Source organism: Pantoea sp. JKS000250, from assembly GCF_003201065.1.
Lineage (GTDB): Bacteria > Pseudomonadota > Gammaproteobacteria > Enterobacterales > Enterobacteriaceae > Pantoea > Pantoea vagans.
In genome coordinates, this window is sequence record NZ_QICZ01000001.1 from 3,764,863 (window position 1) to 3,789,564 (window position 24,702).

A 24,702-nucleotide genomic window follows, 5' to 3' on the forward strand; every position below is an offset into this window, starting at 1 on the left:
TTTCTTTGACTCTATGACATTACAAAGTTAATATGCGCGCCCTATGCAAAAGGTAAAATTACCCCTAACGCTGGACCCTGTCCGCACCGCTCAGAAGCGCCTTGATTATCAAGGTGTCTACACATCTGTTCAGGTGGAGCGTGTGGCCGAGTCGGTCGTTAGTGTGGACAGTGATGTGGATTGTGCCATGTCGTTTGCGGTTGATAACCAACGTCTGGCGGTACTGACGGGTACTGCTGAAGTACAGGTGACGTTACGTTGTCAGCGCTGCAACCAGACCTTTCCCCATCACGTAAAAGTGAGTTATTGCTTCAGCCCTGTCTCTTCTGAAGAGCAGGCCGAAGCATTACCGGAAGCGTACGAGCCGGTCGATGTCAACGAGTTTGGTGAAATCGATCTGCTGGCGGTTGTCGAGGATGAACTGATTCTCGCGCTGCCGGTCGTTCCGGTGCACGATTCTGAACACTGTGAAGTGTCCGAGGCGGACATGGTCTTTGGCAAACTGCCTGCAGAGGCGGAGAAACCAAATCCATTTGCCGTATTAGCCAGTTTAAAGCGTAAGTAATAGGAGTAAGGTCCATGGCCGTACAACAGAATAAACCCACCCGTTCTAAGCGTGGTATGCGTCGTTCACACGATGCGCTGACCACTGCTGCTCTGTCAGTAGATAAAGTTTCTGGCGAAACTCATCTGCGTCACCACATCACTGCGGACGGTTACTACCGCGGTCGCAAGGTTATCGTTAAGTAAGTTTCTTGCTTAGCAAGGCGATACCTTGACACGTTTGACCCTGGCGATTGATGCCATGGGCGGGGACTTCGGTCCCTGCGTGACAGTGCCTGCAGCATTGCAGGCACTGGCCTCTCATTCGGAACTATTCCTTCTTCTGGTCGGACATCCCGACACTCTCACGCCATTGCTTGCTAAAGCGGATTCCTCCCTGACGGGGCGTTTGCAGGTGATCCCTGCCGAATCGGTTATTGCAAGTGATGCGCGGCCCGCTCAGGCCATCCGGAACAGTCGCGGCAGTTCAATGCGCGTGGCACTGGAGATGGTGAAAGAGGGACGTGCAGAGGCCTGCATCAGCGCCGGCAATACCGGTGCGCTGATGGGGCTGTCGACACTCTTATTAAAACCGCTGGATGGAATTAAGCGTCCGGCGCTGATGTCCGTTTTACCGCATCAGCAACAGGGTAAAACCGTGGTGCTGGATCTGGGTGCGAATGTGGGCTCAGACAGTGCGATGCTGGTGCAGTTTGCTGTGATGGGGTCGGTGATGGCTGAGCATGTGCTTGGTATTCCACGGCCCCGTGTCGCGTTGCTCAACATTGGTCATGAAGAGACCAAAGGGCTGGAAACCATCCGCGATGCCGCAGTAGTGCTGCGAGAATCACCGCAAATCAACTATATTGGTTACCTCGAAGGTAACGAGCTGCTCACCGGCAAAACGGATGTGATGGTCTGTGACGGTTTTGTCGGAAACGTCACGCTGAAGACGATGGAAGGCGTGGTAAGAATGTTTCTTTCTCTGCTGAAGTCATCAGGGGAAGGTAAAAAACGGTCATGGTGGCTTCAGTTGCTGGGGCGCTTAATCCAGAAACGTCTGGCAAAACGCTTCGGGCAACTCAACCCTGACCAGTACAATGGCGCTTGTCTGTTAGGATTGCGCGGAACAGTGATCAAGAGTCACGGCGCAGCAAATCAACACGCCTTCGCCGTGGCGATAGAACAGGCAGAGCAGGCGGTGAGGCAGCAAATTCCCGAGCGAATTGCTGCGCGCCTTGATGCTGTATTAGCCAGGAGTGACAAAGCCTAGATGTATACCAAAATTATCGGTACGGGCAGTTATCTGCCCAACCAGGTTCGCACCAATGCCGATCTGGAAAAAATGGTGGAGACGTCGGACGAGTGGATTGTTACCCGTACCGGCATCCGTGAGCGTCGCATTGCTGCGCCTGACGAAACCGTCGCCACCATGGGATTCAGCGCGGCGCAACGCGCGCTTGAAATGGCAGGCATTGAGGCGAACGATGTTGGGCTGATTATTGTCGCCACAACCTCGTCCAGCCATGCTTTCCCCAGCTCCGCCTGCATGATCCAGCAAATGCTGGAGATTAAAGATTGCGCGGCATTTGACCTTGCTGCCGCCTGTGCGGGTTTCACCTATGCACTGAGCGTAGCCGATCAATACATCAAAAATGGCGCAGTTAAGCATGCTCTGGTTATCGGCGCTGATGTCCTGGCGCGCGCGCTGGATCCGGAAGATCGCGGCACCATCATCCTGTTTGGTGATGGCGCGGGTGCGGTCGTGCTGGGCCAGAGTGAAGAGCAGGGGATTATCTCTACCCATCTTCATGCTGATGGTCGCTATGCGCAGCTTCTGACGCTGCCTTATCAGGATCGTGCCCATCAGGATCAGCCCGCCTATGTCTCCATGGCAGGTAACGAAGTCTTCAAGGTCGCCGTCACCGAACTGGCCCACATCGTTGATGAAACGCTGCAGGCTAATAATCTCGATCGTGAAATGCTGGACTGGCTGGTTCCGCATCAGGCAAACCTGCGCATTATCAGCGCTACCGCGAAAAAACTCGGTATGACCATGGACAAAGTGGTCGTCACACTGGATCGCCATGGCAATACCTCTGCTGCATCGGTGCCAAGCGCACTGGATGAAGCGGTTCGTGATGGCCGCATCAAACCCGGACACCTTATTCTGCTGGAAGCCTTTGGTGGTGGATTCACCTGGGGTTCTGCGCTGGTTCGCTTTTGATTGACAGGAACAGAAGATGACGCAATTTGCATTTGTTTTTCCAGGTCAGGGTTCACAGACCGTGGGCATGCTGACTGAATTAGCGGCGACGTATCCGCTGGTAGAAGAGACCTTCCGTGAAGCCTCTGACGCGCTGGGTTATGACCTGTGGCAGTTAGTGAGTCAGGGGCCGGCTGAAGAGCTGAACAAAACCTGGCAGACTCAGCCTGCGCTGTTAGCTGCCTCTGTGGCCATCTACCGTGTCTGGCAGCAGCAGGGCGGTGAACAGCCTGTCCTGATGGCGGGTCACAGCCTGGGCGAATATTCGGCGCTGGTTTGTGCGGGTGTGCTTAACTTTGCGGATGCCGTGAAGCTGGTTGAACTGCGTGGCAAACTGATGCAGGAAGCGGTGCCAGAAGGCACCGGCGCAATGCAGGCGATTATTGGCCTGGATGACGCGGCTATTCGCAAAGCCTGTGAAGAGAGCGCGCAGGGCCAGGTTGTCTCACCGGTTAACTTCAACTCGCCAGGCCAGGTGGTTATTGCGGGTAACAAAGAAGCCGTTGAGCGTGCAGGCGCTGCCTGTAAAGCTGCGGGCGCTAAGCGAGCCCTGCCACTGCCGGTCAGCGTGCCTTCTCACTGTGCACTGATGAAGCCTGCTGCCGATAAACTGGCGGTTGCGCTGGAGAGCATTACGTTTAATGCACCAGCGGTGCCGGTGATCAATAACGTCGATGTGAAAGCGGAAACTGACGCTGCGGCCATCCGTCATGCGCTGGTTCGTCAGCTCTACAGCCCGGTTCGCTGGACCGAGAGTGTGGAAGCGATGGCGGCACAGGGCGTGACACAGCTGCTGGAGATGGGTCCAGGTAAAGTCCTGACCGGTCTGACCAAACGTATTGTCGATACCCTGACAGCGGCTGCCGTTAACGATACGGCATCCCTGGCGGCTGCACTCGGTAAGGAATAAGAGGAAAATCATGAGCTTTGAAGGTAAAGTTGCGCTGGTTACCGGCGCGAGTCGCGGCATTGGTCGTGCGATTGCAGAAACCCTGGCGGCACGTGGTGCCAAAGTGGTAGGAACTGCAACCAGCCAGAGTGGCGCCGACGCCATCAGTGCTTACCTTGGCGACAAGGGTAAAGGCCTGTTACTGAACGTGACTGACGCTGATTCAATTAACAGCGTTTTAGAGAATATTCGCGCTGAATTTGGCGAAGTAGATATTTTAGTCAATAATGCAGGCATTACGCGTGATAATCTTCTCATGCGCATGAAGGACGATGAGTGGCAGGATATCCTGGATACTAACCTCACATCGGTATTCCGCCTTTCTAAGGCGGTCCTGCGTGCCATGATGAAAAAGCGCGTGGGCCGTATCATCACCATTGGTTCCGTTGTTGGCACCATGGGTAACGCGGGCCAGGCAAACTACGCAGCAGCAAAAGCGGGTTTGATTGGCTTTAGCAAATCACTGGCGCGCGAAATCGCGTCACGTGGCATTACCGTCAACGTCGTGGCTCCAGGCTTTATTGAGACTGATATGACGCGGGCACTGAACGAAGATCAACGTTCCGGTATTTTGGCGGAAGTCCCTGCGGGTCGCTTAGGCGACGCACAGGAAATCGCCAATGCTGTGGCATTTTTAGCCTCTGACGAAGCAGCCTACATCACAGGTGAAACGCTGCACGTCAATGGCGGAATGTACATGGTCTGATAAATCACGAAATCATTTGCTTTATTTGCGGTTAAAACCGCAAAATAACGCAAAATCGTGGTTCGACCAGCCGGGATTTTGTTGCATCTTTTTCACCATTTTATACACTACGAAAACCATCGCGTAAGCGAGTTTTGATAGGAAATTAAATAGTATGAGCGATATCGAACAACGCGTTAAGAAAATCATCAGTGAGCAGCTGGGTGTGAAAGAGGAAGAAGTCACCAACTCTGCATCTTTCGTAGAAGACCTGGGTGCCGATTCTCTTGATACCGTTGAGCTGGTGATGGCTCTGGAAGAAGAGTTTGATACTGAGATTCCAGACGAAGAAGCTGAGAAAATCACTACCGTTCAGGCAGCGATCGACTACATCAATAGCCATAAAGGCTAATGAATATCTTCAGGCGGTCGCTCGACCGCCTGATTTTTTTGTTTGTCCCACATAGTTCCCTATTTCCCCTCCCTGGAGGACGAACGTGTCTAAGCGTCGTGTAGTTGTGACTGGTCTTGGCATGTTGTCTCCTGTCGGCAATACCGTAGAGTCTACCTGGAGTGCTCTCCTTGCCGGTCAGAGCGGCATTACCCTGATCGACCATTTTGATACCAGTGCTTATGCAACCCGTTTTGCAGGTCTGGTAAGAGATTTTAATTGTGATGACTACATCTCGCGCAAAGATCAGCGCAAGATGGATGCCTTCATCCAGTACGGCATTGTGGCCGGTATGCAGGCCATGCAGGACAGCGGTCTGGTTATTACCGATGAAAATGCAAGCCGTATGGGCGCAGCAATTGGCTCCGGCATCGGTGGCTTAGGTCTGATTGAAGAGAATCATACCTCACTGGTCAACGGCGGCCCGCGTAAAATCAGCCCATTCTTTGTGCCTTCAACCATCGTTAACATGGTGGCGGGTCATCTCAGCATCATGTATGGCCTGAAAGGTCCAAGCATCTCTATCGCGACAGCCTGTACCTCTGGTGTGCATAACATCGGTCATGCCGCACGTATCATCGCCTATAACGATGCTGACGTGATGCTGGCGGGTGGCACAGAGAAAGCCAGCACGCCATTAGGCGTCGGTGGTTTTGGTGCAGCACGCGCCCTCTCAACCCGTAACGACAACCCGCAAGCGGCCAGCCGCCCGTGGGATAAAGATCGTGATGGTTTTGTGCTGGGTGACGGCGCTGGCATTGTGGTGCTCGAAGAGTACGAACATGCGAAGAAACGTGGTGCGAAAATCTACGCAGAAATCGTAGGTTTCGGTATGAGCAGCGATGCCTACCACATGACGTCACCACCAGAAGATGGTTCGGGTGCCGCGGCGGCAATGATCAATGCGCTGCGTGATGCTCAGCTTACGCCAGAGCAGATCGGCTATGTCAACGCACACGGCACCTCCACGCCAGCCGGTGATAAAGCTGAAGCGCAGGCGGTGAAATCGGTCTTTGGGGCAGCAGCCAGCAGCGTCATGGTCAGCTCAACCAAATCAATGACCGGACACTTACTGGGTGCCGCAGGCGCTGTTGAATCGATTTACTCGATTCTGGCACTGCGCGACCAGGCCGTTCCACCGACCATTAACCTTGACAATCCGGATGAAGGCTGCGATCTCGACTTCGTGCCTCACACCGCGCGTCAGGTTCCTGGACTGGAGTACACGCTGTGTAACTCCTTCGGTTTCGGCGGAACCAACGGTTCGTTGATCTTCCGTAAAGTGTAATCGTTGCAGATTGCTAAAAAGGCCCGCGATGCGGGCCTTTTTTTATCCTGCAAAATGCGCTGAAATCACGTCTCACGCTCAGGAGAGAACGATGTGGATTAACGGAGTCAAACAATCGACGCTGGCTGCCAGCGACCGCGGCATGCAGTTCGGCGATGGCTGCTTTACCACCGCCGCCGTCCTTCAGGGTAAAATCCTGCTGCTGGAGAGCCATCTGCTGCGCCTTAAAGCAGGCTGCGAGCGGTTATGGATCGGCGGCGTCGACTGGGATCAACTGGAGGCTGAGATGAGACAGGCCGCACAGGCGCAGGCGCAGGCAGTGCTGAAAGTCATCATCAGCGCGGGCAGCGGCGGACGGGGTTATAGCCGCCTGGGCTGTGGTGAACCCACGCGCATCGTCTCATTTGCGCCCTGGCCGCAACACTACGCCGGGTTACAGCAGCATGGTGCTTCACTCCGGCTGAGTCCGGTTCGTCTGGCGCGAAACCCGCAGTTTGCCGGTATCAAGCACCTTAACCGTCTGGAGCAGGTGATGATTCGGGCTCATCTTGACCAGACAGACGCTGACGAGGCGCTGGTGCTTGACACTGAAGGTTGGGTGGTGGAATGCTGTGCGGCCAATTTATTCTGGCGGCAGGGCGGACAAATTTTTACGCCCGATGTATCCGCGGCAGGCGTGGACGGCATTATGCGGCGAAATCTGATGGCGCAACTTGCAGCAGCAGGTCACGCTTGTCAGGTGATAAAAAGCGAACCGGCACAGCTGCTGGATGCTGATGAAGTGGTGATATGTAACGCGCTGATGCCGGTTCTGCCGGTCCGACAGATAGAAGCCGTACAGTTTACTGAGCGCTCGCTGTTTAATCAGTTGCACGCTAGCAGTAAAAAGATAATGGATGCATCATGATTCGAAGCAAAAAAATTCTCGTCAGCCTGCTGGCGATTGTGGGTCTCGCGGCTGTGCTGAGTTACTGGCAGGTTAAGCAGTTTGCGGCCACCCCGTTGACCATTAATCAGGAAACTATCTACACATTGCCAGCCGGTACAGGCCGGGTCGCACTCCAGGCGCAGCTGGAAGAGAAAAACATCATTCCGCGCAGTATCTGGTTTGGCGCGCTGCTGCGTCTGGAGCCGGAGCTGGCGACCTTTAAGGCGGGCACCTATCGCCTTGAACCAACCATGACCGTGCGCGCGCTGTTACAGCTGCTGGCCAGTGGTAAAGAGGCGCAGTTCCCTGTGCGGTTTGTGGAGGGGCAGAGGCTGAAAGAGTGGCTCAGCGAGCTGCGTAAAGCGCCCTATATCCGCCACACTCTGAAAGATGATCAGCTCGCCACCCTTGCCAGCGCACTCAACGTGGAGCCAGAGCAACTGGAGGGCAACTTCTTTCCGGACACGTATCTCTACACCGCCAACACGACTGATATGGCGCTGCTGCAACGTGCGCATGATCGGATGAAGAAAACCATCGATGAGGTGTGGCAGGGACGGGCGGATAATCTGCCTTACAAAACGCCACAAGATCTGGTGACCATGGCCTCGATCATCGAGAAAGAGACCGGCGTCAGCGAAGAGCGCGCGCGCGTGGCCTCGGTGTTTATTAATCGCCTGCGCACAGGTATGCGTTTGCAGACCGATCCCACGGTGATCTATGGCATGGGTGACAGCTACAACGGTACACTGACCCGCAAAGATCTTGAGACGGCCAGCGCGTACAATACCTATATTATTAATGGCCTGCCGCCTGGACCGATCGCGATGCCGGGCAAAGCCTCAATGCAGGCAGCGGCCCATCCCGAGAAAACGAACTATCTCTACTTTGTTGCAGACGGCAAGGGCGGACATACGTTTACCACCAATCTCGCCAGCCATAACAAGGCGGTGCAGGTCTACCGGCAGACGCTGAAGGAAAAAAATGAACAGTAAGTTTATCGTCATTGAAGGCCTGGAAGGCGCCGGAAAAACCACCGCGCGCGACGCCATTGTCGCTACGCTGCATGCCCGTGGTATCAGTGATCTGGTCTTTACCCGCGAGCCTGGCGGTACGCCGCTGGCAGAACAGCTTCGGGTTTTGGTTAAGCAGGGTATTGAAGGTGAGCAGGTGACGGATAAAGCCGAACTGCTGATGCTCTATGCAGCGCGGGTTCAGCTGGTAGAGACCGTAATCAAACCGGCGCTGGCTCGCGGTGCCTGGGTAATCGGCGATCGTCACGATCTCTCCTCGCAGGCTTATCAGGGTGGTGGGCGGGGTCTTGACAGCGGACTGATGCAGACGCTGCGCGATGCGGTATTAGGCGATTTTCGTCCCGATCTGACGCTCTATCTTGATGTCACGCCTGAGATCGGTCTGCAGCGCGCCCGTGCGCGTGGTGAGCTGGATCGTATTGAGCAGGAGTCGCTGCGCTTCTTTGAACATACCCGAGCGCGCTATCTGGCCCTTGCTGCAGAAGATCCCACTATCCTGACCATCGACGCCACTCAGTCGCTGACCGAGGTGACAGCGTCACTTCAGCTGGCGCTGGCGAGCTGGCTGGCGGAGCAGGCGTGATGAACTGGTATCCGTGGCTGAATCAGCCTTATCGCCAGGTGATTGGCCAGCATCAGGAGAATCGCGCGCATCATGCGCTGTTGATCCAGGCGATGGCTGGCATGGGCGATGACGCGCTGGTCTGGGGGATGAGCCGCTGGCTGATGTGCCAGCAGCCGGATGGACTGAAAAGTTGTGGAGCGTGCCACGGTTGCCAGCTGATGCAGGCTAATACTCACCCTGACTGGTATCGGTTAGAGGCGGAGAAGGGCAAAAGTACCCTGGGCATCGATGCGGTGCGGCAGGTGACAGAAAAAATGTATCACTTTGGCCAGCAGGGCGGCGCGAAAGTGGTCTGGCTGCCGGATGCTGCACAGCTTTCGGAAGCGGCCGCTAACGCCCTGCTGAAAACGCTGGAAGAGCCGCCAGCCAACAGCTGGTTCTTCCTTAGCAGCCGCGATCCGTCACGTCTGCTGGCCACACTGCGCAGTCGCTGCATGACGCTGCATCTGACGCCGCCCGATGAAGGACAAAGCCTGCTCTGGCTGAAGAAGCAGTCCTCGCACGATGAACAGATGCTGCTGGCGGCGCTACGCCTGAGCGCCGGCGCGCCGGGGGCGGCGCTGAGCCTGCTTGAAAACGGGCCGTGGCAGGCGCGGCAAAAGCTCTGCGATGCGCTGCCCGCGGCATTGCAGCAGGACATCCTGCAACTGCTGCCTGCGCTGAATGCTGACGATGCGGCAGCGCGTATTGGCTGGCTGCTCTCTTTACTGCTGGATGCGATGAAATGGCAGCAAAATGCAGGTCAGTGGCTGAGTAATATTGACCGCCAGGATGTGGTGCAGTTGCTGGCCGGATACTTTTCAGCCAGCGCACTCAACAGCAGTACCCTGGCATGGATGCGCTGTCGCGAGCAGTTACTGCATGTGGCGTCAGTGAATCGCGAATTATTGCTGACCGATCAGCTTCTGAGCTGGGCGGACAAACAGAAGCCTGCGCTGGTCGGCTAAACCTATCTGAGAGTAATTATGTTTATTGTGGATTCCCATTGCCATCTCGATGGCCTGGATTATGAAAAGAACCATCGTGACCTTGATGATGTGATCGCTAAAGCGGCGGCACGTGATGTGAAATTTATGCTGGCTATCGCCACTACGCTGCCGGGTTTCCATACCCTGAAGAGCCTGGTCGGCGAGCGGAAAAATATTGCGCTCTCCTGCGGCGTGCATCCGCTGAATCAGGAAGAGGCTTATGACGTTGAAGAGTTTCGCCGGCTCTCTGCCGATCCTCAGGTGGTAGCGCTCGGTGAAACCGGGCTGGATTATCACTATCAGCCAGAGACCAAAGATCAGCAGCAGCGCTCATTCCGGGAACATATCCGAACCGGGATCGCGCTGAATAAGCCGATCATCGTCCACACCCGTGATGCGCGCGAAGATACGCTGGCGATTCTGCGTGAAGAGCAGGTTGAGCGCTGCGGCGGCGTGCTGCACTGTTTCACTGAGGATCAGCCCACCGCCGCTAAGCTGCTCGATATGGGCTTTTATATCTCCTTTTCCGGGATCGTCACCTTCCGTAATGCTGAACAGCTACGTGAAGCTGCGCGTTATGTGCCGCTGGACCGGATGCTGGTGGAAACGGATTCACCTTATCTGGCACCCGTGCCGTATCGTGGCAAAGAGAATCAGCCTGCTTATACGCGCGATGTTGCCGATTACCTGGCGGTACTGAAAGGTGTCGATGTGGAAACGCTGGCTGCCGCCACCACGCAAAATTTCTTAACGCTGTTCCATATCCCGATGAGCCAGCTCGGCGCCTGATCGGCTTTTATTTCAGCCTCTGTAATTAATCTGTAACCTGCCTATATGACCCTGTTTTTTCAGACAGGGTCAGCTTTTTATCGTCAATTACCGATGCACATCAGTGAGAAATTTCGTAAAGTGCGCCCCTGTGATTGTCGAAACGTGATAGCCATCAAAGTAACAAAAGGGGATTTATTTTACTCTTCGTAATAAATCAAAAGGCGGTCACCGCCAGCCCGGCAAAGAATCCTCCCTCTTTGCCATGCGCATTGCGCAAATATGCACTCATACTCAGGAGCTTCACGCTATGTTCAAAAATGCTTTTGCCAACCTTCAAAAGGTCGGTAAATCGCTGATGCTGCCGGTATCGGTTCTGCCGATTGCCGGTATTTTGTTAGGGGTCGGTTCAGCCAATTTTAGCTGGTTACCTGCAGTGGTTTCGCATGTAATGGCAGAAGCGGGTGGATCGGTGTTCGCCAACATGCCGCTGATTTTTGCTATCGGTGTGGCGCTGGGCTTTACCAATAACGATGGCGTTTCGGCGCTGGCAGCAGTTGTTGCCTATGGCATCATGGTGAAAACCATGGCGGTGGTTGCGCCGCTGGTGCTGCATATGCCTGCGGCAGAGATCGAGGCTAAACACCTCGCCGACACCGGGGTACTGGGCGGTATTATCGCGGGTTCCATCGCCGCCTATATGTTCAACCGCTTCTATCGCATTAAACTGCCGGAATATCTGGGCTTCTTTGCCGGTAAACGTTTTGTGCCGATTATTTCCGGTCTGGCCGCTATCATTCTCGGCGTGCTACTCTCCTTTATCTGGCCACCGATTGGTTCCGCGATTCAGGAATTCTCGCAGTGGGCGGCCTATCAGAACCCGGTTGTCGCCTTTGGTATTTATGGCGTAATCGAACGCGCACTGGTGCCGTTTGGTCTGCATCATATCTGGAACGTTCCTTTCCAGATGCAGATTGGTGAATACACTAATGCGGCAGGTCAGGTGTTCCACGGTGATATCCCACGCTATATGGCGGGTGACCCGACCGCAGGTAAACTCTCAGGCGGCTTCCTGTTCAAAATGTACGGTCTGCCAGCGGCAGCGATTGCTATCTGGCATTCAGCGAAGCCTGAAAATCGCGCTAAAGTGGGGGGGATTATGATCTCCGCCGCGCTGACCGCATTCCTGACCGGTATCACCGAACCGATTGAATTCTCATTCATGTTCGTCGCACCGATCCTGTATGTGATCCATGCGCTGCTTGCAGGTCTGGCATTCCCAATCTGTATCCTGCTCGGTATGCGTGATGGCACCAGCTTCTCACACGGTCTTATCGACTTTATCGTGCTGAGCGGCAACAGCAGCAAAATCTGGCTGTTCCCGATTATCGGTATCATCTACGGCCTGATTTACTACACCGTATTCCGCGTACTGATCGCCAAACTGGATCTGAAAACGCCTGGCCGTGAAGAGAGCAGCAGCAGCGAGCAATCTACCGCGACCGGTACAGAGATGGCGGGCAAACTGGTGGCGGCGTTTGGTGGTAAAGAGAACATCACTAACCTGGATGCCTGTATCACCCGTTTACGCGTCAGCGTCGCTGACGTGGCGAAAGTGGATCAGACTGAACTGAAAAACCTCGGTGCCCGTGGCGTGGTGGTTGCCGGTTCCGGTGTGCAGGCAATTTTCGGGACTAAATCCGATAACCTGAAAACCGATATGGATGATTACATCCGCAGCATGTAATGATTCAGAGAAATGAAAAAGCCCCGCTAAGCGGGGCTTTTTTTTGGGGCGCGTGTTACAGGTAAACGCGCAAGTACTCAGTCAGGCAGAGCAGGGCCATCGCCTGACCGTAAGGCATTGAGGTGAGAGGAACAGTGCGGTAATAGTCCAGGTCACTGCCCATCGCGGTTCCAAAGGAAACCTGTTTCAGCTCGCCATCGTCATCGATATTCGCAATCACGCCGCGCAGCGCTTTTTCTGCTACCTCCAGATACTCCGCGGGGAGATAGCGCTTGCGAACCCCTTTCAGAATGCCATAGGCAAATCCTGCCGTGGCAGAGGCTTCCGGGTAGCTGTTCGGGTCATCAAGCAGAGTGTGCCACAAGCCGCTGCTGTGCTGACAGGCCTTAAGCGCTTTGACCTGGGTCTCCAGAACCTGCTGCAGGAAGCGGCGGGTCGCGTGATGCTCAGGCCAGTTCATCATCTCCAGGAAGTCAGGAATCACAATCGTCACCCAGCTGTTGCCACGCGCCCAGCGTGCATCAGCAAAGTTATGGCGACCGTCGAAGTTCCAGCCGTGGAACCATAAGCCGGTTTCACGATCCATCAGATACTGGGTGTGCAGCAGGAACTGATAGCTCGCTTCTTCCACCCACTCATCGCGTTTCAGCAACTGGCCGATTTTGGCCAGCGCCATGACGCTCATCATCAGCGTATCGTCCCAGAGCTGCTGGGTGTTTTCATTGTTATAGACGATGTGCTGCAGGCCGCCCTGTTCGGTGCGCGGCATTTCATACATGACCCACTCAGCCCAGCGCTCAAGTACCGGCACCCAGGCCGGGTTACCGGTCTCTTCATAACGGTAAGCCAGCGTCAGAAAAGGACAAACGGTATTCACATTTTTGGTCGGCGTTCCTTCCGCCAGACGCTCAGTGAACCATTCATCAATGATCGCCAGCGTCTGCTGGTCGCCGGTTTGCTGATAGTAGTGCAACATGCCATACAGACCGATGCCATGTGTCCATTCCCAACCCGCCCAGCCTTTGGTATCAATCACCCGGCCATCGTCCAGCCGCAATAAAAATTCGCCTGTCTCATCGGTGATGTTAACCAGATTTTGTGTCAGCTTTTGAATCAGCTGTACCAGTTCGCTGCGTGGCAGCAGATGCTCAGGTTGGCACAATAATTTGCTGTGTTTAACGGGAAATACAGTCATGGTTTATTCCTGTCGTTTTAAGGTCGAGTTTATAGAAGGGTGTAAAGAGGGATGCGCGGACAATTTTTCCGGCGCTGGCTTATTCCGGTTAAGGAAGCCAATGTTATTGTTGCCCCACAGATTTTCGTAAGGCATGCCAGCCAGTGTTTCAACTATCCCGCGTGCTTCCGGGGTGATGCTTTCCGGCACGATGCGGTCCGCTTCACGCATTTTCAGCGTTTCCTGGCGCAGGACAGTATGGGTCTGCAGATTAAGTTTAAAGCGCAGTGACACGATAAAGCCGCAGGCCAGAACGGCCACTGTACCGATACTCAGGATCGCCAGGATGGTGTGGCTGACGCCGGGTACCTGGGTTGCCTGGCCAGAGACAAAACCAGAGAGCTGCAGCACGATACCGACCAGCATGACGGCACCCGCCTGCGACGCTTTACGCGTCAGGGTCATAATGCCGGCAAAAATGCCTTCACGGCGCTGACCGGTGATGGCCTCATCGACATCCGCGATATAGGTGTAGGTGTTCCATGGCACATAGTTAATGCCGCCACGTCCCAGACCTGCCAGGGCAGAGATCACTAACAGCAGTGACATGTTGTCGTTCATGCCGGCATACCACAATCCGGCATAGGAGAGCGACGCCAGGCCAAACAGGATGGCCACCAGACGGTAGGCAGGTGCAGGCCCCATGCGGATACAGAGCGGGATCATCGCCATCACAGCAATAAACTGCAGCACTGCCATGGTGCCCATCAGGCTGGAGGCAACCTGAGCACTCTGCATCAGCACAAACACCACATACCAGGTAAAGACGGCATTAAACACATCCTGGGCGATATAGCCGCCGAGGTACATGCCAAGGTGCTGGCGGAAGATGCGAACACGTAAAGTTGAGGCCAGCTCAACATAGAGCCGTTTAAGATTCTGCATCAGCGTCAGCTGCTGTTTTTCCTGCTCAGCACGCCGCGACTCGGCAGAGAAATCATCCGGGTGACGTTCCCAGGTAAAGCACCACACCAGCGTCAGCACCAGTGCGCAGATTACCGAGAACACCAGGCTGGCGTAGAAAAAGGAGTCGGGATTATCTTTGCCCAGCATACCCAGTAAAATACCGGGTAGAAATGCGGCCAGAATGGCTGAGAGCTGCGCCAGACCAATACGCGCGCCGGAGAACCGGGTTTTCTGTTTGAAATCGTCAGTCATTTCCGGGACCAGCGTTTCATAAGGTACCAGGATCATGGTGTAGACGATATCAAACAGCAGGTAAGTGCAGAGATACCACCAAAAGCTCATGTCGCTGACCCACATCAGGCTATAACTGAATACACAGGGTATGCCTGACAGGATAAAGAATTTGCGGCGGCCAAAGCGTTTGCCCAGCCAGGTTGAGCCAAAGTTGTCGGTAATAAAGCCCATGAGCGGGCTGACCACGGCATCCAGCACGCGAGCGGTAGCAAAGATTAAGGTGGCCTGAATCGGGGTTAATCCACAGAAGGTGGTATAAAAATAGAGCAACCAGGCGGCTGTGAGCGCCGTGGTGCCTGCTCCGAGAAAATCTCCGGAACCATAGGCCAGATAGTGGCCAAGACCAATTTTACGTGAGCGCATGGCTAATGCTCCTTGATGTTATATGGCGGTATATCCCTGGTGACGCCGGACTTCTCACCCGGACTGGTTAGCAAAGTAGAGCTGACCGGGCGGCTAAACCTTCGCAATTTGGCTAACGCCTGGGCTGAAGTGGCAGCCATATAAAGAAAAGGGTGGCGAAATTCTAATTTATAAAACAGCGTTTCATTTTAATGGTATGGCAGGCAGCTTGCGAGCATCTGGAATGCTGTTCAGGTGACAGAGGAGAGGAGCTGCTGCAAAGGCAGGCGAACAATGCAAGAAAAGTGGTACTGAGGTTGAAAGAAAACAAATTTCTCCCGCATACTGATTGATTACGACTCAGGCTCAAGGAATTGCACCATGGCTGAAGAAACCATTTTTAGTAAAATTATCCGCCGCGAAATCCCCGCTGATGTGGTTTATCAGGATGAACTGGTTACGGCTTTCCGCGACATTTCGCCTAAAGCACCGACCCATATTTTAATCGTGCCAAATGTGCTGATCCCAACGGTCAACGAGGCGGAAGCGGCCCATGAGCATGCGCTGGGACGTATGTTTACCACCGCAGCGAAAATCGCCCGTCAGGAAGGGATCGATCAGAATGGTTATCGGCTGATTGTGAATTGCAATCAACATGGTGGTCAGGAGGTCTATCACATCCATATGCATCTGCTGGGCGGCGAACCGCTGGGCCCGATGCTCTCAGACTGACCTGATAACGGAAAAAAGCTATGCGATCCTGGCTGACTGGCCTGCCGATCCTGCTCTGCCTGACGGCCTGCAGCAGTGAAAAACCGATGATCAATACCTCACAGTCGCTGGTGATGGAGTCTTCTGTGCTGTCAGCAGGGATCATTACCGATGAACCGACGCTGGATGAGAACGATGGACTGAAACGAGCCACCAGCGTGCTCTATAATCAGCGCGAAACACCGGTCGTTGTGCACTACCGTTATTACTGGTATGACGACAAAGGTCTGGAAATCACCCCGCAGGAACCGGCGCAGACCGTTACCGTTCCGGCGCAGGGCAGTATTGTCGCCACCTCGCAGCTGGGTAACCTGACTGCCAGCAAGGTTCGTCTTTATCTCTATCTTTAAGGATTTTCTACGTGATACGCAGTGTTAATCGTACCGGAGCGCTCCTGATGGCGCTCATTCTGACCGGCTGTGTAGTGAAACAGCAGCAGCCCGCCACGGTTGAACCGACCCAGCCAGCCGAGCCGGTGCAGCCTGTTCCGCAACCTGAGCCGGTGCCACAACCGCAGCCTCAGCCTGTGCCACAGCCACCGAAGCTGGTCACTATCAACTGGGATGCCAGCGTACAGCCGCTGGTGGCGCAGATGTTGCAGGCCGCCAGCGCCGAGCCGGGTAGCGTGTTGCTGGTCGACCGCATCAAAAACAGCACCAATGGCGCGCTGCAAAGCGAGAAAGCAACAGCCGCTATCCAGAATGCGCTGAACAACAATGGCAAATTCACGCTGGTTTCTGCCGATCAGCTGGCGCAGGCCAAGCAGACGCTGGGATTATCGCCGGATGACAGCCTGAACTCGCGCAGCAAAGCGATTGGTCTGGCACGCAACGTTAATGCCCAGTATGTGCTCTACAGTAACGCACGCGGCGATGTTAAAGCGCCAGCTCTGCAGATGCAGCTGATGCTGGTTCAGACCGGCGAGATCATCTGGTCCGGCAACGGCATTGCACAGAATTAATCCCGTCTTTCAGCGGATAATTCAGCAGGCGACCGGCGAGCCAGGAAAGGTATCAACTATCCCGCTGGCCGGTCTGACCGGTCACAGTCAGAAGATTGTCAGCTCGTGCGGTACCTTCATCGCGCGGGCGGCGCCACAACCGGCAATTCCATTTGTGGATCGGCAGCGCGAATTCCGGCTGTTGAGAAAAATGCGAGCCAGCGGACTGGCACCGCAGCCCGTTGCTGGTCATCGTCAGGGTATTGTGCTGACCTGGTGCGCAGGCGACGCGCTGGATGAACAACGCTTCAGCCAGCAGCGTCCGCAGATTGTGGCATTGCTGCGGCAGCTGCATCAGCAGCCGTTAACCGGCTATCGCCTGCAGTTGTTACCGCTGTTATGGCGCTACTGGCAGCTCTCGCCACAGCGGCATCACCGCTGGCTGCGGGCGCTCAGACGTCTGACGCAGCAGGGCGAACCTCAGCCATTAAGGCTGGCACCGCTGCACATGGATCTGCATGCCGGAAATGTCATACAGAGCCCGGAGGGCCTGTGTCTGATCGACTGGGAATATGCCGCTGATGGCGATGTGGCGCTGGAGCTGGCGGCCGTCTGTGCCAGCGATCCGCAGCATCAGACCGACTGGCTGGCAGAGTACGCCGCAGCGATGCAGCTGCCGCTTCCGGTGCTGGTGCAGCAGGTCAGACGCTGGCAGCCGTGGCTGCGTCTGCTGATGGCCAGCTGGTATCAGTTGCGTGCCGGTCAGGGTGACGACGACACATTACACCAGCTGGCCCGACAGAGCTGGGAACAGATTTAATCGCGTTATGCAGATGCCTAACGCTACAGGATTCAGGTTATGAGATCACATTTACCCGGCCCGCTGATGCTCGACGTTGAGGGCTATGAACTGGATGGCGAAGAGCGCGAGATCCTTAAGCATCCACTGGTAGGCGGCTTAATTTTATTTGCCCGAAACTATCACGACCCGGCCCAGCTGGCAGAGCTGGTGCGGCAGATCCGCGCGGCCTCTCACGCCCGGCTGGTGATTGCGGTGGACCAGGAGGGCGGTCGCGTGCAGCGTTTCCGTGACGGCTTTACCCAACTGCCCGCCATGCAATCTTTTGCGGCGCTTCACGATGCAGAAACCGCCGGTGAAATGGCGCAGCAGGCGGGCTGGCAGATGGCAGCCGAGATGATTGCCATGGATATCGATATCAGCTTCGCGCCGGTGCTCGACATTGGTCATATCAGTGCTGCGATTGGCGATCGTTCTTTCCATGCCGATCCGGCCATCGCGCTTGCCGTTGCCCGCCGCTTTATTGCGGGGATGCATGAGGCAGGCATGAAAACGACCGGCAAACATTTTCCGGGACATGGCGCGGTCAGCGCTGATTCGCATAAAGAGACCCCACGCGATCCGCGCGACGAAAAGACGCTGCGTGAGCACGACATGGCGATCTTCAGCAAGCTGATTACCGAGCAGGCACTGGATGCCATTATGCCTGCACATGTTATCTACACCGACGTTGATCCGCTGCCCGCCAGTGGTTCGCCCTACTGGCTTAAAACCGTGCTGCGCGAGCAACTGGGCTTCGACGGTGTGATTTTCTCCGACGATCTCTCAATGGAGGGCGCCGCCGTGATGGGCAGCTATCCTGAGCGCGCGCAGCAATCCCTTTCTGCCGGTTGTGACATGATTCTGGTCTGCAATCAGCGTCAGGGTGCCATTAGCGTGCTGGATAACCTGATCCCGGTCGGGTCAGAGCGGGTTACGCAGCTGTATCATCAGGGCAGGTTCACCCGCGATGAGTTGCAGGCAACGCATCGCTGGAAAAACAATGCCCAGCAACTGAGTGCACTTCAGGAACGCTGGCTGGCTCACAAAGCGTCGTGGTAAGCAGTGACTGCCCGGCGCTATCACTAACCTGAGGATTATCATGATCATCTATCTGCACGGTTTTGATTCCAGTAGTCCGGGCAATCACGAAAAGGTGCTGCAACTGCAATTTATCGATCCTGATGTCAGGTTGCTCAGTTACAGCACCCTCCATCCTAAACATGACATGCAGTTTCTGCTGAAAGAGACCGATAAAATGCTGACGCTGTCCGACGACGATCGTCCGCTGATTTGCGGCGTCGGGCTGGGCGGCTTCTGGTCAGAGCGCATCGGTTTTCTGTGTGGTATCCGGCAGGCAATCTTCAATCCCAACCTTTTTCCGCAGGAGAACATGGAAGGGAAGATTGACCGGCCAGAAGAGTATCAGGACATCGCCACCAAATGCGTCAGCGATTTTCGCGAACGCAATCGTGACCGCTGTCTGACCTTTCTCTCCCGTCAGGATGAGGCGCTGGACAGCCAGCGCACCGCCGGGCAGCTGCATCCTTTCTATGAAATTGTCTGGGACGAGACAGAAGGACATAAATTCAAAAACATATCCCCACATCTTCAGCGGATAAAAGCTTTCAAAACATTAGGTTAAGCAGGACAGGCACCGCAAGGTGCCTGTTTTCATTACGTAATTATCCGAGTTTTATTTCCCCGCTTTGATGTATATCAATATTCTTATGTTCTCCTCTTCCCGCCATGCTATTCTGCGAGCAGATAGCGATTTTAACTTCGCCAACCCTATGTTTCTTAAGGTTTAATTTAACCTTTGGTTAACTTTTGGTTCACAATTTGAGGGGGTCTTTGTTGACTACGTCTGTTAAGAGAATTGTTATTGTCGGAGGGGGAGCGGGCGGCCTGGAAATGGCGACGCAGCTGGGCCATAAACTGGGTCGTAAAAAGAAGGCCGAGATTATCCTGGTGGATCGTAACCACAGCCATCTGTGGAAGCCGTTGCTGCATGAAGTTGCTACCGGTTCGATGGATGAAGGCATTGATGCGCTGAGCTATCTTGCCCATGCCCGCAATCACGGTTTCGAGTTTCAGTTGGGTTCGCTTACCGACATCGATCGCAGCCGCAAAGTGATCCGTCTGGCCGAAGTGCTGAACGCACAGGGCGAAGTGCTGGTGCCACAGCGTGAAGTGGCCTATGACCAGCTGGTGATGGCGCTGGGCAGCACCTCAAATGATTTCGGCACGCCGGGCGTCAAAGATCACTGCATCTTCCTGGACAATCCGCATCAGGCACGCCGTTTCCACAACGAAATGCTCAACCTGTTCCTGAAATTCTCTGCCAGCGAAGGTAAGGTCGAGAAAGTTAACATCGCCATCGTGGGCGGCGGCGCAACGGGCGTTGAGTTGTCAGCGGAGCTGCACAATGCGGTCAAACAGCTGCACAGTTACGGTTTCAAAGGACTGGGACGCGAAGCGCTGAACGTAACGCTGGTCGAAGCGGGCGAACGTATTCTGCCTGCACTGCCACCGCGCATCTCAGCTGCGGCGCATCAGGAGCTGACCAAACTGGGCGTGCGCGTTCTGACGCAGACCATGGTTACCAGCGCTGAGCAGAATGGCCTGAATACCAAAGGCGGTGAGTTTATTGAAGCCGATCTGATGGTCTGGGCGGCGGGCATCAAAGCGCCGGACTTCCTGAAAGAGATTGGCGGACTGGAAACCAACCGCATCAATCAGCTGGTGGTAAAAGATACGCTGCAGACTACGCTGGATGATGACATCTACGCCATTGGCGACTGCGCCTCCTGCGCATTGCCGGGCGGCGGCGTTGTGCCGCCTCGTGCCCAGTCAGCGCACCAGATGGCCTCACGCGCAATGGACAACATCCTGGCGCAGCGCCACGGCAAACCGCTGAAGGCTTATGTCTACAAAGATCATGGTTCGCTGGTGTCGCTCTCCCGCTTCAGTACGGTCGGCAGCCTGATGGGCAACCTGATGCGCGGTTCAATGATGGTGGAAGGGCGCATTGCGCGCTTTGTCTACATCTCTCTTTATCGTATGCACCAGATCGCACTGCACGGCTATTTCAAAACCGGCCTGATGATGCTGGTCGGCAGCATCAACCGGGTTATCCGCCCGCGGCTTAAGCTGCACTAAGCAACTGCGCTTAATCTGGTAAAGGCTGAGCCTCCTCCATTCTGAGGGGGCTTTTTTATGCCCTGAAAAGTGGCTGAAACCGATTCCGGCAGCAGAAAAAGACCTTCATCTCGCCAGCATTAATACATTGATTAACACGGCTTAATGAATTGCCTGTAGCGATCGCCAGTTGACAGGGAAGGGGGACTGGAATTACGTGCCATCTTAAATAAGAGGTAAGTCCGGGTGGTCAGATTTAATCGTGGACCCTCTTTCCAGCGTGTCCGACATCCATTTAAGTCGGAACATCCGTGCTGCAGGCTTCACCAGGCTTACTGCGTCGACGATTTAACACGAGATGATGCGCGGTTGAACAGGCCTCTGTCCCGGTTATAAGCGGATTTCTGGTCAGGGATGGTGCGTTTTTTAAATGGGGCGCGCAGTTTGCTATTGTAAGTTTTATGTAAATTTTCCTGCATTTTTTCTTGAGATTTAAGATTGCGGCGGCATAATGTGCGCAGAGTAAGCAGCTATATACATTTAGTAACATCTTAACCACATGGACAGGTTATGCGGCCCGATAAAAATGGACTTCTCGCAACGCTGGCACTTCTGCCCGGCGCGCTGCTGATCAACGCCCTGGCAGTGCACACGGTGCAGGCGGCACCCGGTGATGAGCAATTGCAGCATCAGCAGGCGCAACAGAAAGCGCGTCAGCAGCGGCTGATGCCGCAGGTGCCTGATGTGCGTCTCTCAGAAACGGTTCCGTCACCTTCCCGTCTTAAGTTTCCGCAGGAAACCCCCTGCTTTGTTATTCAGAAGGTCAGCCTGTCCGGGCAGGAAGCGCTGCCACACTGGGTGCCTCTGCAACGTCTCGCCAGTCAGGCGAATGGCCACTGTCTCGGCGTAAAAGGGATTAGCCAGTTAATGGGCACGCTGCAAAACCGGCTGATTAATCACGGCTGGGTGACAACGCGCGTACTGGCTCCGCAGCAGGATCTGCGTCAGGGCGTGCTGCAGCTGCTGATTGTGCCCGGCCGGATCCGCAATGTGGAACTGTCACCCGCCTCATCACGCTACGTCAGCCTGTGGCCGACATTACCCGCTCATGCCGGCAATCTGCTGGATTTGCGGGATATTGAACAGGGGCTGGAGAACCTGCAGCGTCTGCCGACGGTAGAGGCGCACATGGCGCTGCGCCCTGGCCTCAATCCGGGGGAAAGTGACATTGTGATTGAACGCACGCAGCGTCGTTTCTGGCGACTCGGCGCATGGCTGGATGACTCGGGCACCGAAAGTACCGGGCGTTACCAGAGCGGGATCATGCTGGCGCTGGATAATCCCACCTCCCTCAGCGATCTCTTCTACCTGACCGCCAGCCGCGACCTGGGATTTGCGGGCAGAAAAAGCAGCAAAAGCCTGTCGGGACACTACTCAGTACCTGTGGGCTACTGGCTGTTTGGCCTTACCGCCAGCGACTACGACTATCATCAGACGGTTGCCGGTTACAGCCGCGATTTTCTCTACGCCGGTAAGAGCCGATCGCTGGATGTTCAGGCCAGTCGGGTGATCTACCGCAATGCAACCGCCAGAACCACCGTCAGCGCTGATGTGCTGGTTAAAGCGTCACGCAACTTCATCAACGACACCGAAATTACCAGCCAGCAGCGTCGTACCAGCGCATGGCGACTCGGCCTGTCGCACCGGCACTATATCGGCCCCGCCACGCTGGACGCCGGTGTCAGTTACCAACGTGGTACGCGCTGGTTCGGCGCGCTGCCCGCCTGGGAGGAGTCGTATCAGGATTCCACCTATGCCACCGCGCTATCAAAAATTCTGACCTGGCAGGCGGGACTTACCACGCCGTTCACGCTGGGCAATCAGCATTTAAGTTACAACATCCAATACCGTCGCCAGATGAGCAACACCCCGCTGACAGCGCAGGATGAGTTTGCGATTGGCAACCGCTGGACCGTGCGCGGTTTTGATGGTGAACGCACCCTGAGTGCCAGCCGGGGCTGGACCGTTCAGAACACGCTGGCCTGGCAGACACCGCTGCCGGCGCAGGAACTCTACCTGGGTGCCGACTATGGCGAGGTAGGGGGCAACAGTGCCTCACAGGGTGGGCCACTGGGACGTCATCTGGCGGGTGGCGTCATCGGGCTGCGCGGCGGCATCACGCCCGCCGGTGTCAGTTACGACTTGTTTGCCGGAATGCCTCTGTCGAAACCGGACGGCTTCAAAACCGATCCTGTAACGTTTGGTTTCAGCGTGAACTGGAACTACTAAATCCTTTATCAATATTGCTGACAATGGACTGTGCGCATTATGAATAAACTTTGCTATCGCCTTATCTTCAACCGGGTTCGCGGCATGTTAATGGTGGTGTCCGACATCACCCGCAGCGGCTATTCGCGCGTTGCCCGCAGCCCGAAACGCACCTCACTGTCAGAGACACGGGTAAAGATCTCACCGCTCAGCTTTGCTCTCTGGCTGGCAGCGGGTGTGGTCAGCCTGCCGGTTCAGGCTAATATTGTGGCAGACAGCAGCGCGCCGGGCAGCCAGCAGCCTACGGTCATGGCCACTGCCAACGGTCTGCCGCAAATTAACATTCAGACGCCCAACAGTCAGGGCGTTTCCCGCAATCAGTACAGCCAGCTCGACGTCGATGCGCGTGGCGCAATCCTCAACAACAGTCATCAGAACACCGCGACTCAGCTGGGCGGTATGGTGGCGGCAAACCCCTGGCTGTCAAAGCAGGAAGCGACGGTCATCCTCAATGAGGTGAACAGCCGTAACCCGAGCCAGCTGAACGGCTTTATCGAAGTGGCGGGTAAACGGGCGGCGGTAGTGATTGCTAACCCTTCAGGCATCACCTGTAACGGCTGCGGATTTATCAATGCCAGCCGCAATACGCTCACCACCGGGCAGGCGCTGATCGAAAATGGTCAGCTTAAAGGCTTCGATGTGAATGGCGGCCGCATCAATATCGAAGGTAAAGGCCTGAATGACAGCGATGCGGACTACACCCAGATCATTGCGCAGTCGGTAGCGGTGAACGCCAGAGTGCATGCCCGTGAACTTAATGTGGTCACGGGCAGGAACCAGGTCGCGACTGAAAGTAACGTCACGACGGTTAAAGCGGATGATGGGGCGACACGGCCTGAGTTTGCGCTTGATGTGGCGGCAATTGGCGGCATGTATGCCAATAAAATTACCCTGACCGGGACTGAAAAGGGCGTTGGCGTGCGGAATGCCGGTGAACTGGGGGCCAGTGCCGGTGAGCTGCATCTGACGGTAGATGGCCGGCTGGAGAACAGCGGCACGCTGCAAAGTCAGGCCGCACTGCAGATAGCCAGCAATGGCGACCAGGATAACCGCGGGAATATCGTCTCACAGCAGGATGTTACGCTGACGTCCGGCGGTACGCTGCGCAACAGCGGTCTGGTGAGCGCGGGCAGAAACGCCACGCTCTCTGCCGGCACCCTGCAGAGTAGCGCTGAAAGCACGCTGGCGGCAGGCGTTGACGGCAACGGTACACTGAGTCAGCCCGGCAATCTGCTGCTGAACAGTCAGGGCGAGCTGAAAGCTCAGGGTAAAAATCTGGCGCATGACCAGATTCAGGCGCGGGGCAGTCGGGTCGATCTGGCCGGCAGTCAGACCTCAGCCGATGCGATTGCGCTGACATCCACCCAGGCGGATATTAGTACCCAGGGTGCAACGCTAGCGGGCCGCACGCTCGGGATCCAGGCCGCAACAGCGCTTAACAATGATGATGGCAAACTGTCTGCTGGCAGCCTGGCCATCACAGCCCAAACGTCAGTAACAATCGCGGTCTGCTGCGCCAGCAGAACCGTGAAGCGCTGACTCTCTCCACCGGTTCATTACTCAACAATCAGGGTACGCTGAGCAATGAAGGCGATACCCGGCTGCAGGCACAGCACATTGAAAATCGCGGTGGACTCATCGCAGGCAACGGTGATT

General features: G+C 55.5%; 25 protein-coding genes. 23 read left to right on the top strand and 2 right to left on the bottom strand.

Annotation, left to right across the window (positions count from 1 at the left end; all coding sequences use genetic code 11):
- The first annotated feature begins 43 nt into the window (after nucleotides 1–43).
- The 14 genes from yceD (at nucleotide 44) to ptsG (ending at nucleotide 12,252) form a co-directional block, all read left to right on the top strand.
- On the top strand, nucleotides 44–565 hold the full coding sequence (gene yceD, locus BY447_RS17845) for a 23S rRNA accumulation protein YceD (protein WP_008925931.1): 522 nt from the start codon (nucleotides 44–46) through the stop codon (nucleotides 563–565).
- A gap of 14 nt (nucleotides 566–579) precedes the next feature.
- Entirely contained in the window at nucleotides 580–750 is a 171-nt protein-coding gene (gene rpmF, locus BY447_RS17850) for a 50S ribosomal protein L32 (RefSeq protein ID WP_003849870.1), read from the top strand.
- A 25-nt stretch (nucleotides 751–775) separates the two neighbouring features.
- Entirely contained in the window at nucleotides 776–1,816 is a 1,041-nt protein-coding gene (gene plsX, locus BY447_RS17855; RefSeq protein WP_013357452.1) for a phosphate acyltransferase PlsX, read from the top strand.
- Nucleotides 1,817–2,770: a beta-ketoacyl-ACP synthase III gene (locus tag BY447_RS17860; protein ID WP_110331697.1), complete on the top strand. Its 954-nt coding sequence runs from the start codon at nucleotides 1,817–1,819 to the stop codon at nucleotides 2,768–2,770.
- 16 nt (nucleotides 2,771–2,786) lie between these two features.
- Nucleotides 2,787–3,719, top strand: a complete 933-nt coding sequence (gene fabD / locus BY447_RS17865) for an ACP S-malonyltransferase (RefSeq protein WP_013357454.1) — start codon at nucleotides 2,787–2,789, stop codon at nucleotides 3,717–3,719.
- Between the two features lie 10 nt (nucleotides 3,720–3,729).
- Nucleotides 3,730–4,464, top strand: a complete 735-nt coding sequence (gene fabG / locus BY447_RS17870) for a 3-oxoacyl-ACP reductase FabG (RefSeq protein WP_013357455.1) — start codon at nucleotides 3,730–3,732, stop codon at nucleotides 4,462–4,464.
- Between the two features lie 154 nt (nucleotides 4,465–4,618).
- A complete protein-coding gene (gene acpP, locus BY447_RS17875; RefSeq protein WP_003849865.1) occupies nucleotides 4,619–4,855 on the top strand; it encodes an acyl carrier protein in 237 nt (78 codons plus the stop codon).
- An 85-nt stretch (nucleotides 4,856–4,940) separates the two neighbouring features.
- Entirely contained in the window at nucleotides 4,941–6,182 is a 1,242-nt protein-coding gene (fabF, locus tag BY447_RS17880; protein ID WP_033782642.1) for a beta-ketoacyl-ACP synthase II, read from the top strand.
- Between the two features lie 91 nt (nucleotides 6,183–6,273).
- The gene (gene pabC, locus BY447_RS17885; RefSeq protein WP_110331698.1) at nucleotides 6,274–7,089 is read left to right on the top strand and encodes an aminodeoxychorismate lyase; all 816 of its coding nucleotides are present in this window, start codon (nucleotides 6,274–6,276) and stop codon (nucleotides 7,087–7,089) included.
- A complete protein-coding gene (gene mltG / locus BY447_RS17890) occupies nucleotides 7,086–8,105 on the top strand; it encodes an endolytic transglycosylase MltG (protein WP_110331699.1) in 1,020 nt (339 codons plus the stop codon). The genes pabC and mltG overlap by 4 nt, the downstream gene beginning before the upstream one ends.
- On the top strand, nucleotides 8,095–8,727 hold the full coding sequence (gene tmk, locus BY447_RS17895; protein ID WP_110331700.1) for a dTMP kinase: 633 nt from the start codon (nucleotides 8,095–8,097) through the stop codon (nucleotides 8,725–8,727). The genes mltG and tmk overlap by 11 nt, the downstream gene beginning before the upstream one ends.
- Nucleotides 8,727–9,716 carry a DNA polymerase III subunit delta' gene (gene holB, locus BY447_RS17900; RefSeq protein WP_033732261.1) on the top strand — a complete coding sequence of 330 codons (990 nt, stop codon included), beginning with the start codon at nucleotides 8,727–8,729 and terminating at the stop codon, nucleotides 9,714–9,716. Before tmk ends, holB begins: the two co-directional genes overlap by 1 nt.
- Before the next feature lie 18 nt (nucleotides 9,717–9,734).
- Nucleotides 9,735–10,526 (top strand): metal-dependent hydrolase, encoded by a 792-nt coding sequence (locus BY447_RS17905; RefSeq protein WP_110331701.1) that lies wholly within the window; start codon nucleotides 9,735–9,737, stop codon nucleotides 10,524–10,526.
- A 289-nt stretch (nucleotides 10,527–10,815) separates the two neighbouring features.
- A complete protein-coding gene (ptsG, locus tag BY447_RS17910) occupies nucleotides 10,816–12,252 on the top strand; it encodes a PTS glucose transporter subunit IIBC (protein WP_110331702.1) in 1,437 nt (478 codons plus the stop codon).
- 55 nt (nucleotides 12,253–12,307) lie between these two features.
- Here ptsG and BY447_RS17915 read toward each other — a convergent pair whose 3' ends face one another.
- A complete protein-coding gene (locus BY447_RS17915) occupies nucleotides 12,308–13,447 on the bottom strand; it encodes a glycoside hydrolase family 88/105 protein (RefSeq protein ID WP_013357463.1) in 1,140 nt (379 codons plus the stop codon).
- A 3-nt stretch (nucleotides 13,448–13,450) separates the two neighbouring features.
- The gene (locus tag BY447_RS17920) at nucleotides 13,451–15,049 is read right to left on the bottom strand and encodes an MFS transporter (protein WP_110331703.1); all 1,599 of its coding nucleotides are present in this window, start codon (nucleotides 15,047–15,049) and stop codon (nucleotides 13,451–13,453) included.
- Nucleotides 15,050–15,409: 360 nt separating this feature from the next.
- On the opposite strand from BY447_RS17920, the gene hinT reads away from it, so the two are divergent.
- The 9 genes from hinT to BY447_RS17965 all read left to right on the top strand — a co-directional run bounded on the left by hinT (nucleotide 15,410) and on the right by BY447_RS17965 (nucleotide 24,585).
- Nucleotides 15,410–15,760 (top strand): purine nucleoside phosphoramidase, encoded by a 351-nt coding sequence (gene hinT / locus BY447_RS17925; protein WP_013357465.1) that lies wholly within the window; start codon nucleotides 15,410–15,412, stop codon nucleotides 15,758–15,760.
- A gap of 20 nt (nucleotides 15,761–15,780) precedes the next feature.
- Entirely contained in the window at nucleotides 15,781–16,149 is a 369-nt protein-coding gene (locus BY447_RS17930; RefSeq protein ID WP_033732268.1) for a YcfL family protein, read from the top strand.
- A gap of 11 nt (nucleotides 16,150–16,160) precedes the next feature.
- On the top strand, nucleotides 16,161–16,760 hold the full coding sequence (gene lpoB, locus BY447_RS17935) for a penicillin-binding protein activator LpoB (protein WP_110331704.1): 600 nt from the start codon (nucleotides 16,161–16,163) through the stop codon (nucleotides 16,758–16,760).
- Nucleotides 16,761–16,776: 16 nt separating this feature from the next.
- A complete protein-coding gene (gene thiK / locus BY447_RS17940; protein WP_110331959.1) occupies nucleotides 16,777–17,559 on the top strand; it encodes a thiamine kinase in 783 nt (260 codons plus the stop codon).
- A 39-nt stretch (nucleotides 17,560–17,598) separates the two neighbouring features.
- Nucleotides 17,599–18,639 carry a beta-N-acetylhexosaminidase gene (gene nagZ / locus BY447_RS17945; RefSeq protein WP_013357469.1) on the top strand — a complete coding sequence of 347 codons (1,041 nt, stop codon included), beginning with the start codon at nucleotides 17,599–17,601 and terminating at the stop codon, nucleotides 18,637–18,639.
- A 40-nt stretch (nucleotides 18,640–18,679) separates the two neighbouring features.
- Entirely contained in the window at nucleotides 18,680–19,222 is a 543-nt protein-coding gene (gene ycfP / locus BY447_RS17950; RefSeq protein WP_013357470.1) for an alpha/beta hydrolase YcfP, read from the top strand.
- 212 nt (nucleotides 19,223–19,434) lie between these two features.
- A complete protein-coding gene (locus BY447_RS17955; RefSeq protein ID WP_110331705.1) occupies nucleotides 19,435–20,739 on the top strand; it encodes an NAD(P)/FAD-dependent oxidoreductase in 1,305 nt (434 codons plus the stop codon).
- 549 nt (nucleotides 20,740–21,288) lie between these two features.
- A complete protein-coding gene (locus BY447_RS17960; RefSeq protein ID WP_110331706.1) occupies nucleotides 21,289–23,007 on the top strand; it encodes a ShlB/FhaC/HecB family hemolysin secretion/activation protein in 1,719 nt (572 codons plus the stop codon).
- Between the two features lie 39 nt (nucleotides 23,008–23,046).
- Complete coding sequence (locus BY447_RS17965) at nucleotides 23,047–24,585, top strand: filamentous hemagglutinin N-terminal domain-containing protein (protein WP_110331707.1); 1,539 nt, start codon at nucleotides 23,047–23,049, stop codon at nucleotides 24,583–24,585.
- Nucleotides 24,586–24,702: the final 117 nt, after the last annotated feature.

Bases quoted from the DNA above. Each gene is read 5' to 3' on its own strand.
- BY447_RS17905 (WP_110331701.1), top strand. From the start codon at position 9,735: ATGTTTATTGTGGATTCCCATTGCCATCTCGATGGCCTGGATTATGAA.
- hinT (WP_013357465.1), top strand. From the start codon at position 15,410: ATGGCTGAAGAAACCATTTTTAGTAAAATTATCCGCCGCGAAATCCCC.
- nagZ (WP_013357469.1), top strand. From the start codon at position 17,599: ATGAGATCACATTTACCCGGCCCGCTGATGCTCGACGTTGAGGGCTAT.
- BY447_RS17960 (WP_110331706.1), top strand. From the start codon at position 21,289: ATGCGGCCCGATAAAAATGGACTTCTCGCAACGCTGGCACTTCTGCCC.
- BY447_RS17965 (WP_110331707.1), top strand. From the start codon at position 23,047: ATGAATAAACTTTGCTATCGCCTTATCTTCAACCGGGTTCGCGGCATG.
- BY447_RS17930 (WP_033732268.1), top strand. From the start codon at position 15,781: ATGCGATCCTGGCTGACTGGCCTGCCGATCCTGCTCTGCCTGACGGCC.
- BY447_RS17860 (WP_110331697.1), top strand. From the start codon at position 1,817: ATGTATACCAAAATTATCGGTACGGGCAGTTATCTGCCCAACCAGGTT.
- fabD (WP_013357454.1), top strand. From the start codon at position 2,787: ATGACGCAATTTGCATTTGTTTTTCCAGGTCAGGGTTCACAGACCGTG.
- BY447_RS17920 (WP_110331703.1), bottom strand. From the start codon at position 15,049: ATGCGCTCACGTAAAATTGGTCTTGGCCACTATCTGGCCTATGGTTCC.
- tmk (WP_110331700.1), top strand. From the start codon at position 8,095: ATGAACAGTAAGTTTATCGTCATTGAAGGCCTGGAAGGCGCCGGAAAA.
- fabG (WP_013357455.1), top strand. From the start codon at position 3,730: ATGAGCTTTGAAGGTAAAGTTGCGCTGGTTACCGGCGCGAGTCGCGGC.
- mltG (WP_110331699.1), top strand. From the start codon at position 7,086: ATGATTCGAAGCAAAAAAATTCTCGTCAGCCTGCTGGCGATTGTGGGT.
- acpP (WP_003849865.1), top strand. From the start codon at position 4,619: ATGAGCGATATCGAACAACGCGTTAAGAAAATCATCAGTGAGCAGCTG.
- rpmF (WP_003849870.1), top strand. From the start codon at position 580: ATGGCCGTACAACAGAATAAACCCACCCGTTCTAAGCGTGGTATGCGT.
- BY447_RS17915 (WP_013357463.1), bottom strand. From the start codon at position 13,447: ATGACTGTATTTCCCGTTAAACACAGCAAATTATTGTGCCAACCTGAG.
- yceD (WP_008925931.1), top strand. From the start codon at position 44: ATGCAAAAGGTAAAATTACCCCTAACGCTGGACCCTGTCCGCACCGCT.
- ptsG (WP_110331702.1), top strand. From the start codon at position 10,816: ATGTTCAAAAATGCTTTTGCCAACCTTCAAAAGGTCGGTAAATCGCTG.
- holB (WP_033732261.1), top strand. From the start codon at position 8,727: ATGAACTGGTATCCGTGGCTGAATCAGCCTTATCGCCAGGTGATTGGC.
- ycfP (WP_013357470.1), top strand. From the start codon at position 18,680: ATGATCATCTATCTGCACGGTTTTGATTCCAGTAGTCCGGGCAATCAC.
- pabC (WP_110331698.1), top strand. From the start codon at position 6,274: ATGTGGATTAACGGAGTCAAACAATCGACGCTGGCTGCCAGCGACCGC.